The sequence below is a fragment of the Bacillus sp. JST-5 genome, from assembly GCF_057747715.1.
The window spans coordinates 1-11,010 of record NZ_JBYLHW010000079.1 but is presented as its reverse complement, the minus strand read 5'-3'; the positions used below and the strand labels follow the sequence as shown (position 1 = coordinate 11,010).

The window sequence follows — 11,010 nt, the reverse complement described above, 5'->3', positions numbered from 1 at the left end:
TCATGCCCGCCTCTCCATGTAAAGCCAACCGAGATCTGGTGGATGATATATTCACAAACTATGAGCGGCTCAGTTTTAAGTTGCGAAGTGGCTCACTTTTCATGTGCTATAAACACACTCAATCATACCTAGCCTTATATGAGGTTCGTGTTCCTCGGACCGGTGTTTTGCCTCCAGCTTCCTTCAGATTCCGCGTCACCACGGACACCCTTGCTCTTGGCTAACCTCTACTTCTGTCTTCGGGGTTCGGGACTTACACCCTATAGTTCATGTACATGCCGGGCGCACATAAAAAACCTCGAAAGGCTTATAGCCAATCGAGGTAATATAGGTTATAGCTCACGTTTAACTAAATCTAATAAGAAATCCCCGAAATCATTTGCAATTATTTCATACTTTTGTTTGTCTAAGTCAACTCCTGGAAAAAATGAAACAACCTTAGGTTCATTATTATCAATCTTGTTAAAGTCTAAGCAAAAAACTTCATCACTTCCTGTATCGTGAATTATTAATAGATTATTTGGCAAATTACTCTCTCTTCTCTCTGTTAAAGTATACCATATTGCATCTGGAACTGAAGAATTTTCAAAATCGCTACTAATTATCCCGAAAATCTCTTGAGAACCAAAGTTACCCGCACCAAAAGACAACAGAAAATCCAAATATGAACCTGTGAACTTTAACCCAAGTTTTTCTTCTGCTTGAATAATTAATTCTCTTGAGCGGGGACCCACAAAATCACTTAGTTCTGCATTAGACAAAATAATTTTTTTAGCTTGATTATATGCTTCCATACTCATATTTTCCCTCCTCGAACTATTTAAAATCACTAACTCTATGTTTCCAATAATCTTTGCGCCATTTATCAAATTCATTCCTGACGGATTGTTGCTTGTTTTTTAGGTTGTTGCCTAAAAGGTCTAACAAAATCCCAAAGGATTGTCATTTTACCTTCATATCCCATAGCTTGTATTTCCTCTAGTAATACTGAGCAATTTGTCGTGCCTTCTCGGATACGTTCTTTAATATATTCTTTATAAGGTGCAAGTTTACTAACTTTCGGTGACGATTGTTTTCTTTTAGGTAGCTCATCTGACTTTATGTATTTACGAATTGTCTTTGGATCAAACCCTGTTCATCAGATATAGACGTAATCTACCAACCTTTATTATACAGTTCTCTTATCATAAAAAATTCCCCAATCTGGACCATCACTTTACACTCCTAATCTATCAAATGTATAAAATGATTATCCGTTATTTTTGGGGAAATTCAAACCGTTGTTATTAGGGACTTTATCACCGTTGGTGACAGTAAAGCACAACTCAACTTTATATTTTTATACCGTAATAGAAAAATTATAGTTTGTTGATAATAATTTCGTATAGCGTAAACTAATTTATTTGAAAAAAAATAGAATCAATACCACTAATATAGAGATACTAAAAAATACATTTATTATAAAATAGATATTATTTCTCTTAAAATTTCTATTTAATAACAATGATTGTTCCTCACTCAATAAAGATAACTCTTTCTTAATTTTATTTTGTTTCTCTTCTATTTGATTGTTTACTTCGTTAAAAAATTCTGCGATTATTTCCTGACTCTTTTCTTGATGATTTCCTAAACTATCTAAAAGAGTAAGTATTTTTTTTTGAGATTCTTCAATAACTAGATGTTTTGATTCGATGTTTTGTATTGTTGAATTAAATAACTCTAATTTCCTCTCAATAATTTGCTGGTTCAAAGTCAATTGTTTATTTGACTGACTAAGAATAGAGGAAGTTCCCTTAACTTCCTCTTGAAATTCCTCAATTAGTTTTAGGTAATCTGATGCTTTCTTAACTTTAACAATTTCATCACTAAGATCTTTAATATGCTGCTCAAGTTCATCAATGTATTCTATATTTCCCATGGATAACCTCCACTTGATAGTTTTATAAAGTTTGAATAAATTTCTTTAATCAATTTACTGAAACTAACTCTATCTTCTAGATTTATATGGATTAGTCTTAAATCCTCAATTGAATCAAACCCATTTAATATTAAGAGTTGACTTAACTGATCTCTTTGTGAATAGTTTAAAAAATCTGCTGCCGTAGATGTAATTGAAGATAACATTTCTTTTCTTAGGTTAGAATCCATTTTAGAAATTTCACGAATTGCTGTTGCCATTCTCTCCTTGCTATCAAATGTGTTAAATTCATTAGAAACAAAACTTATTACACCGTTAATCAAGTTGAGACAAATATCACTGTTGTAACTTTCTAAAAAACGACTAACAGTAATCTTCAGGCTTTTAAAAGTGCTAAGTTGCCGTGGATAACATTCTTTTCCTTCTTCATGTACATAAAATATTTTATACCAATCCTTCAACCTTTCTTTTTGTGCTATTGTATTTTCTATATGATATACATCATCATTTCTTTTAAAATAGATTTCGAGCTTTTTGTGTAATGACTCACTATCTTCGAATTCATCTGCAAATTGCTTCATTAGTAACATTGACTGTTTTCTAGAATATATGATGTTATTGTTATACCATGTTATTAATACAGAAAGAATTCTCATTAAAAATGGTTTATCACTATTGTAGTAGTCGGAGACTATATCCCCATATGGGGACAATGATTGTTTTTCAGGATTAAGAGAAAACATATAATCATATTTCCTAATATAACTTAATAAATTATTGATAACGCTCTCTTCTGTAAAATCTAATCTTTCTACTATTATTTGTCTACTTTTCCAATCAATTGTCCAATCATCTACTATACCAAGTAATGCTAAGCGATATATACATTTCTCTTTTCTATCACGGTCTTTATCACCGTTAAAATCAATTGCAACCTCAAAAGTTTTTCCCTCTAAGTATCTTTCATAAAATGAGTATATTTCCTCAACTTCTTTTCCAATATCCATTAAATTTTCAGTTAGATAGAAAAGAAGTGTTTTTAAATCGCCTACCATTTTATTTTTCTCACTTATTAATACTGAAATATTAGTATTTAATCCGAATATCTTTTGCATCTGTTTATCATCAAGTTGATCAGGGCTATATAAAATGGTACATCTTGCTTTATTTTTGTCACGACCTGCTCGTCCAGCTTCTTGATAAAAGGACTCTAAGGAATTAGGAATCCCGTAATGAACCGTTTCTCTTATGTTTCCCTTGTCTATCCCCATACCAAAAGCTTTTGTAGCAACTAAAACATCTATTTCATCATTCATAAATTGATTTTGAATTCTTTCTTTATATTTCGAATACTCAGATGCGTCGTGATTATCTGGTGTCTTTCCAGAAAAATATCCTGTTCGAAGTCCCGTCCTGGCATGTATTCCATGACTAAGCTTATAACAACCATTATTTCCATTAACTAATTGCGTAAAAATTAATGTAGGTCCATCTATTTTATTATTTGAATCTATTTTACTACCTAGTAGATTCATAAGGTATTCTTGTTTAGAATTTGTTTTTACTTTAACTACATTGAATTCTAGTTCCTTACGTGTAAAATTTGATATTGTAATAACATTTCTACTATCTATTTCCAATTCAGTCATTATATCTTTCAATACCTTGGAGGATGCAGTTGCAGTGAGTGCAAGAAATCGTGATGAAGGAGTAAGTTTTTTTATAGAATTTGATAATGCAAGATATGATGTCCTAAAATCATGTCCCCACTCAGATAAACAATGTACTTCGTCGATTACTGCTATGGATAAAGCTTTTGTTTCATTAACTAATGATAGTTCTTTTCTAAAGCTTTTGGACTGAAAACGTTCCGGAGAAATAATTATGAAAATGTACTTTCCTTTAGAGAAATCTTTCAGCCTTTTACTAGCTTCTACTGGAGATAGATCACTATTAATATAACTTGCATGAGTTATATAATGTTTTCTTTTCATGTTATTTATTTGGTCAATCATTAAAGCTTTAATTGGAACAACTACAAAGCTTATAGCTGGTTGTAACAAAACACATAATTGGTATGTAAGGGATTTCCCTCCGCCTGTAGGTAATAATCCTATCGTATCTTTACCGTTTAAACAATTAATTATAATTTCAAGCTGTCCATCATTAAATTTGTTATGACCAAATAAATTTTCAAGTAAAAATTCAAGGTTCTTTTTGTGATTTTCTAATGATAAAGAATATACAACAGGTTCATTTATTTTTAAAGAGAAATAATTTGCTTCATCGTCGAAATCAGTTCTTATAAAATAGACATTTTTTTGATTTACTGAATCATCCCAACGCTTAAATATATTGATATTAATATTTATATCATTATTATTTGTTGGTAATTGTGATTGTTCGTCGTAAACCATAATATTAATATTTGGAAGGTTTATTGTAGTATTGAATAAAGCACTGATATGTCCAATCCATTTTTCTAAGTCTTTTAATGCTAATTCAAGTGTCTTGATATCTACCCCAGTTACATTAAATTTCCAATTACTATCATCTAATGCTATTACTCCACGATCTAGTAATTCTAGAATTAATACTTGTAATCTTACTATGGCAGTTAATTTTATTTGAACATCATAATTTTCTACATTCACCCTTAAGTAATTCCAATATTTTTCAACTTTTTCTTTATTTTGATAGTAAATATTTCTAAGTTCCTTTTTTAAGTTCTCATAATTTTTTGCCCTAATATCTTTAGTACTAATTCGAACTACATTTATTCCATTACGTTTAAAAGCAGAATCTCTTTTTCTGTCAAGGACTAATTGCCTTTTATGACCTTCACCATCAACTTCAATTACGGTTTTGAGTAGTGGTATGTAAAAATCTACGCTCTGCTTATTAAATACCTGAACACCATTAAGAATGTTTGTTATGGGATACTCAGCAATTGTAAGATTCTTTAAAAATTTAAGTCTGTTAAATATTATTTCTAAATCATTGTAAAGTTGTTCTGCTGGGTAATCGTTACGACTAATATCTCCTTTAATAGTCCTAGACCAGTCTAAATTTTCTGTCGAAATGAATTTCACTTCACTTAATTTTTCTAGATAATTCCTGTTTAGGCAGAGTTCATCTCTAATAAACTTGGATGCAATTGTTGGAGAACCACGCATAATCAAATTTTGAACGATTCGAACAATATTAGTATAAGGTGTAATTTTTTGTGCACTTGGTAGATTTGTAATAATAAAATTTGAATTGGATTTACAGTAATTTGCCGTGAATTTATTCATAACCAATGTCCTCTATTAAATAGTAAGAATATTTTATACTATTATTATAGTATTAAAATCCAATTAAGATAAAGATAATTTGTTTTTAGAGTTTAATTGATTACGGAAATTACCTATAATCTTTCCATGCTGTAAAATGGCTGTTCAATGCTTTTTATGTCACAGCCGTAATTTTTCAACTCTCGTCGTATCAACATCTTTACAATATCTGACGGCCATAAACAACTTATGGTTAGGAACCACCACATTATCAACTTGGACAGACGAAAGGTGAGCCAACATTTCCTGTAAGCCCACCCTGTCTATTTCAAATGCTTCTTCATTCAGTTTGGCACCATTACTTTCTCCATCTCTAAAAATGTGCATCAAGTTCAAGCCATGCTCTTCACAATATCCTTTAATTACATCTTCTTGATATTTTAGGCTGTATCCGTCTTTCGCTTGCCCCTATGTTGAAACTTGTATATATCCGACAACGTTCAACTTTTCACCCTCCCGTTACGAAAATTAAAATTTATGTAACGCTTGTTAACAATGACGAGTATTATACGACCGTCTTTAGTGAAAGTACAACATAAAAATAAGTCCGTTTAGTATCGTCACAGTCGGTTTAAATGTTTATCCCCACTTTCTCGCCCGAGAAAGTGAATCGGCTACACTTAACTGGACAATAAAAATAAGGTCAAGTAGACTAACCACCAAATTTGGGCATACTGCTTACTGTCATAAGAGATCCATTCTAGAAACTTTACGTGGAGAAGCGGGTATGCTAGCCTTGTCGGCGGGGCCAGGTGTACTAATCAGCTGGCTTCCTGGTCGGGAAAGCATGTCCGCAGAGGCTCCATGTCAAGTTTCGGCATTATTCCACTGTTGTTGCAGTCTACGTTACCCCTATTTAGTTAAGGAGAGACTTACATGAGAGAAAGAAGAACATTTACTTCCGAATTTAAAGCTCAAATGGTCAAGTTATACGAAAGCGGAAAGCCCAGAAAAGATATCATTAGTGAATACGATTTAACGCCTTCGGCATTGGACAAATGGATTAAACAAAGCAAAACATCTGGTTCGTTTAAAGAGAAGGATAATAGGACACCAGAACAAACAGAGTTGATCAAACTTCGTAAAGAAAACCAACGTTTATTGATGGAAAATGATATTTTAAAGCAAGCTGCGCTGATACTAGGACGAAAGTAAATGTGATCAAAAATAACCGACACAAATACTCGATATCAGCAATGTGTGACGTCCTACAACTCCCAAGAAGTACCTATTATTACGAAGCAAAAGAGCAATCAAAATCAGAAGATGAACTCGCATTTGCCATAATTGACATATTCAATAAAAGTCGCCAAAACTATGGCACACGCAAAATTAAACATGAATTAAAAAAGCTTGGCATAGTTGCATCCAGACGACGTATTGGCAGAATTATGAAAAAGAATGGGCTAGTATCTAAATATACAGTCGCTCAATTTAAGCCTCATGTAGATAAATGTAATGAATCAAAAGCTAAAAACGAGTTAAATAGGGAATTCAATCAACAAAATGAATTATCTGTGGTAGTGAGTGATTTAACATACGTAAGAGTCGAAAATCGATGGCATTACATATGTTTATTTGTTGATCTTTATAATCGTGAAATTATTGGTCACAGTGCTGGGCCTCATAAAAACGCAGGCCTAGTATATCAAGCCTTATCGACTATAAAAGCTGATTTACGGCAAATTCAATTGTTTCACACGGACCGAGGAAATGAGTTTAAAAACAGGATGATTGATGAAGCATTAGAAACATTTAAAATAAAGCGTTCATTGAGTATGAAAGGTTGTCCGTATGATAATGCGGTAGCTGAAGCAACCTTTAAAATTATTAAGACAGAGTTTGTCAAAGGGAAACATTTTGAAAATTTAGAACGGTTGAAATTAGAATTAGATGATTATGTTCATTGGTTTAATCATATCAGAATTCACGGAACACTTGGGTATTTAAGCCCTATTGAATATAAAAATGAACACCTTAAAAAAATTGTCTAGTTTAGTGTTGACATACCAATAAAAAAGCAAGGTAAAAGAGTGAAGTTCTTTACCTCAGCTGCCATTGTAAATGCGTTATTAGAAGCAAATGAAAAAGGGACACTCGGTAAGTTCCTGAAACAAATAGAGAAGGTTAATCTCTTGATTCTTGATAAATTAGGCTATATTCCATTGCATAAACAAGGAGCAGAGTTATTATTTCAGGTAATTTCTATGTGTTATGAATCCAAAAGCATCATAGTTACGACGAATTTACAGTTTAGCCAGTGGAATAATGTCTTTGGTGATCCGATCTTAACAGAAGCAGTTATTGATCGACTTATTCATCATTCTCATTTAATTATTTTCAAGGGGGAGAGTCATCGTTATAAAGACTCAATCTCACTCAATCAATAATAGAGTTTGGCAAGTGGATACATTTTTAATTGCCATTTCATACATTTTCTAGTTGTCAAAAACAGTTTATCGTTGATGAAAATCATAAAATATAGCATCTTTTTCAAACTGATTTTGTGCGTACAATCTAACCCTAAGAATTATCATACAGGAGTTTCAAGGGTTATGCGTATAGGTTGTTGCTCTTGCGGTTTATTCGGCACTCCGTCTATGTAAGATAAAAAAAGGGACTGACCCAAAACAAAGGTCAGTCCCCCTTCATAATAAAATATATACGTAACTAAGTGAAATGTCTTAATATTATATTTTTTGTTCGTTCGAGGGAGTTAGACCCTTATGAGTCAGAGCCTTATTCCCGTATAAAATACCTATATTTAGATTACTTTAACTTCTAAAAAGTCACATCCTGTTATATTATTTTTCTCTATTAATTCTCTAAGTTCTTCTGATATGAATATTGGAATTTCATCACCCTTGAGTTTAATAATATGCTTTGATTGTATCGCCTCCTTACATAAAGCATATTTTTTTATACTATATATACTTTCACCATCAAGTTCAAACACACTATAATCTGAATTTTCTAAGTTTAATGCATCAACAACATTCAAAATGTTAGCTACCGAAAAACCTTTTAAAATTTTGTTTTCACCTTTATTCACTACATTTATAGGCAGATATTGTATACCATTATCTACTTCCTCTAAAATCGCTTTAAATCTTTCAGAAACTATAAACCACCCTAAATTGTTTGCTAAATAATCTGTTAATCTTTCTCCTTCTTTAGGGTCAAAGTAAAAGGTGATTTCGCTATTCCAATTATGAATATACTTTCCTTCCGATAATTCATATTGTTCAAATCCCTTTGTATCTATACAGTATGCTACTACATCTCTATCATCACTATCATCCATTAGCAACTTATAAAATCTCATTATTTCTTCCTCCAATAATCTTTATAAAGCATCTCCGGGTTCTTTCTAATTTCCTGTTTTAATTGCTCGAATAATCTTAAAAATTTCCTTTTATCCCCCTTAGCTATTTTATCAAAAGTTCTAATATTGCTTAACACATACTCGTGATAAGCATTTGGATGTCTTCCCTGATGAGGTAGTAATTCTATATTCCAAACGTCATCCAAATCTAGTCCATATTTTTTCGTTATAGCCTCTATTTGTGGAGTATATTTTTTACTTTTATTAGTAGCATAATGATGTTTTTGTAAAGGTTTACCCGTCCCCTTACCCACAACCCTACTCAACGTCTCATCCGCGGTATTCATTAATGCCCGTGTGCTTAGAGTGTTAATAGGGGTGTTGGGGACTCCACTCATCGCTGGGACTAGCCCGTGATTTAGTTGATGCTGCAGTGCTCTTATTCCTCCTGCAACCTCATTCATCGCATTTCTTACAAATTCTACAGGTTTTGTTTTGAATCCTTCAAAAGCTTTATGATTTCTAACAATATCTCTCATTTTTTGATTTAACGCACTTCGTCCGACCCTTACTACACTGGCGGCTCTTGCTTGGCCGACAATCGGTACGAAGGCACTGGCCCCATAGCCGGTAACGTACATGATTCCTTCTTCTTCCACTGTATCGGAAATCGATTGGCCAATGCTTTCAAGCACACCCATCGGATCTTTGATGACTTGAACAAGCATGTCCGTATATGCATCCATTTTTTCATTAGCAGATTGTTTTAATATATCCGGCTCAATCGGATCAGGAATGATGCAAGAAACGATCATAATTCCAACATCAACCGCTAACGTAACAACCCCCACGCCAATTTCAACAAGTCCAACAACTAGCCCTCGAACTAAATCAAAAGCGGCATCTCCAACTGAGGATACAACATCCCATAATCCTTCTAGGAAACTCGTATACTTGCTTTTAAGAGTCGCTGCTTTGCTTTTGTATTCATCATCCATGTTTTCGAATTTTTTTACTTTGGAATGATACAGCCCCCATAGCTCGTCGATTTTTCTGTCTAATCGCTTTTTTACTTGTTGAATATCTTCCCGAATACTGTCCATTCTTCCTTTATTATAACGACTTGCTGCCTTTTCCTCATCCGTTGGCTCATCCCAAAACGCCCATGAAAACGGACTTTTATACGTAATGTTTATCGCTTTCGTGACATTCCCATTAATTCCACTTTCGATTTGCTTCAAATTAAAATAAATATCGTTCCGATCGACACGCATCATTGCATTTCTAGCAATAGGAGAGATGATTGCCGTCGTATCACCTACATAGTTCTCAAATAGTTTCAGCAAGTCCTTTATCTGTGCCTCGTAATCAGCAATATGGTCTTTCGAATTTTTCATTTTTTCTTCTAATGCATCCATACTTTCGGCCTGATTTTCTTTCACAAATGCAGCAATTTGATTGAGTGCTACCCGCATATTCGCTAACGCATGTTTATACGTATGAAGCTCTGCAATAATATCATCCAGCACACCATAATTAATTTGTAAATCCCGTTTCACGAGGATGAAGCCCCCCTGATCGACATTCTAAGCTCTTCATCCGCATGTTTCATCCTTTTTAAAATTCCTTCAGCTGCTGCATGAATCCATCTTAGTTCATCTAACATTTCGCTACTCATATCGTTTTTCATGTTATCTAATAAACTATCGACTTTTGAAATAAAATCAGAGTTGAAACTATCTAACTTTCCCCTCGTGCTATTACGGAACCTTGTCGTATACCCCTCAAAATCTTCAATACTATTTTTTAAAAGGTTTAACGTTGATTGAAACTGATGAAGATCTATCTTAATATCAAGCTTTGACAACAGCGACACTTCCCTTCAAATGTATCAATCTATCGAAAAGAAATGGATTGAATCCGGTCAATTAATCGATCAATTTCAGCTACCATATCGTTTACAATCTCTTCCATTTCCTTTTGAACAGAAGCATTCTCTAAATCCATATCATTAAAATTTTGAATAATTTCATGACGTGCATCCTCTAAGTTGTTAATAATCCCTGAATCCCACCCGCCATACAATAAATCGTGACAAAAACTATACGTATATAAAGCCACTACCGTTCACCTACTTTTTGTTCATTTATTTCATGTTGCAACTTTCGCATATCGCTCGCTGAAAACTCGATAGAATTCATACCTTTTTCAACAATAAACTCTTTTTTCATCAGTATCTGAAAGGCTTTTTCCATGTCGTCCTTATACCCCTCATGAACGACGCGTTTTATTAGTGGTTCTGTAAAATAAATAATCGAATTTGGCTTCATTTCCCCTATTGGATAAGTAACACCTGCATATGGAAAATAACTTTGATAGTTTTTAGGAGCGATAAATCGTTTTGTAATGACAACTTTAGTGGAGGTGTTTGT

10 protein-coding genes and 2 pseudogenes are annotated in these 11,010 nt (G+C 33.1%); 2 read left to right on the top strand and 10 right to left on the bottom strand.

The window, feature by feature from the left end; genetic code table 11:
* Positions 1-332: 332 nt before the first annotated feature.
* From AC3ASS_RS12530 to AC3ASS_RS12510, 5 genes and pseudogenes are all read right to left on the bottom strand, one after another.
* Positions 333-800 carry an SMI1/KNR4 family protein gene (locus AC3ASS_RS12530; RefSeq protein WP_144597891.1) on the bottom strand — a complete coding sequence of 156 codons (468 nt, stop codon included), beginning with the start codon at positions 798-800 and terminating at the stop codon, positions 333-335.
* 74 nt (positions 801-874) lie between these two features.
* Positions 875-1,155, bottom strand: a pseudogene (locus tag AC3ASS_RS12525) (IS21 family transposase); the annotation flags it as partial.
* Positions 1,156-1,399: 244 nt separating this feature from the next.
* Positions 1,400-1,918, bottom strand: coding sequence for a hypothetical protein (locus AC3ASS_RS12520; protein ID WP_488283860.1), 519 nt, complete (start codon positions 1,916-1,918; stop codon positions 1,400-1,402).
* Entirely contained in the window at positions 1,906-5,214 is a 3,309-nt protein-coding gene (locus AC3ASS_RS12515) for a RecQ family ATP-dependent DNA helicase (protein WP_488283859.1), read from the bottom strand. Before AC3ASS_RS12515 ends, AC3ASS_RS12520 begins: the two co-directional genes overlap by 13 nt.
* 159 nt (positions 5,215-5,373) lie before the next feature.
* Entirely contained in the window at positions 5,374-5,616 is a 243-nt protein-coding gene (locus AC3ASS_RS12510) for a hypothetical protein (protein WP_488283861.1), read from the bottom strand.
* Between the two features lie 513 nt (positions 5,617-6,129).
* Between AC3ASS_RS12510 and AC3ASS_RS12505 the strand changes: the two genes are divergently transcribed.
* Positions 6,130-7,247 (top strand): IS3 family transposase gene (locus AC3ASS_RS12505; RefSeq protein WP_488283858.1). Its coding sequence is split into 2 segments (ribosomal slippage): positions 6,130-6,373 and positions 6,373-7,247, totalling 1,119 coding nucleotides; the frame shifts between segments, so codons are not numbered across the junction.
* A gap of 18 nt (positions 7,248-7,265) precedes the next feature.
* Positions 7,266-7,643 (top strand): annotated as a pseudogene (locus AC3ASS_RS12500) (ATP-binding protein); the annotation flags it as partial.
* Positions 7,644-8,017: 374 nt separating this feature from the next.
* Here AC3ASS_RS12500 and AC3ASS_RS12495 read toward each other — a convergent pair.
* From AC3ASS_RS12495 to AC3ASS_RS12475, 5 genes are all read right to left on the bottom strand, one after another.
* Positions 8,018-8,578 (bottom strand): imm11 family protein, encoded by a 561-nt coding sequence (locus AC3ASS_RS12495; protein ID WP_488283857.1) that lies wholly within the window; start codon positions 8,576-8,578, stop codon positions 8,018-8,020.
* Positions 8,578-10,137, bottom strand: a complete 1,560-nt coding sequence (locus tag AC3ASS_RS12490; RefSeq protein WP_488283856.1) for an AHH domain-containing protein — start codon at positions 10,135-10,137, stop codon at positions 8,578-8,580. The genes AC3ASS_RS12495 and AC3ASS_RS12490 overlap by 1 nt, the downstream gene beginning before the upstream one ends.
* Positions 10,134-10,445 carry a hypothetical protein gene (locus AC3ASS_RS12485; RefSeq protein WP_488283855.1) on the bottom strand — a complete coding sequence of 104 codons (312 nt, stop codon included), beginning with the start codon at positions 10,443-10,445 and terminating at the stop codon, positions 10,134-10,136. The genes AC3ASS_RS12490 and AC3ASS_RS12485 overlap by 4 nt, the downstream gene beginning before the upstream one ends.
* 29 nt (positions 10,446-10,474) lie before the next feature.
* Positions 10,475-10,699, bottom strand: coding sequence for a hypothetical protein (locus AC3ASS_RS12480; RefSeq protein WP_488283854.1), 225 nt, complete (start codon positions 10,697-10,699; stop codon positions 10,475-10,477).
* Positions 10,699-11,010: DUF4176 domain-containing protein (locus AC3ASS_RS12475; protein WP_488283853.1), on the bottom strand; the 312-nt coding region annotated here is incomplete at its 5' end. The genes AC3ASS_RS12480 and AC3ASS_RS12475, both read right to left, overlap by 1 nt.

Coding starts and splice junctions, on each gene's coding strand:
- AC3ASS_RS12515 (WP_488283859.1), bottom strand. CDS start 5,214: ATGAATAAATTCACGGCAAATTACTGTAAATCCAATTCAAATTTTATT.
- AC3ASS_RS12530 (WP_144597891.1), bottom strand. CDS start 800: ATGAGTATGGAAGCATATAATCAAGCTAAAAAAATTATTTTGTCTAAT.
- AC3ASS_RS12495 (WP_488283857.1), bottom strand. CDS start 8,578: ATGAGATTTTATAAGTTGCTAATGGATGATAGTGATGATAGAGATGTA.
- AC3ASS_RS12520 (WP_488283860.1), bottom strand. CDS start 1,918: ATGGGAAATATAGAATACATTGATGAACTTGAGCAGCATATTAAAGAT.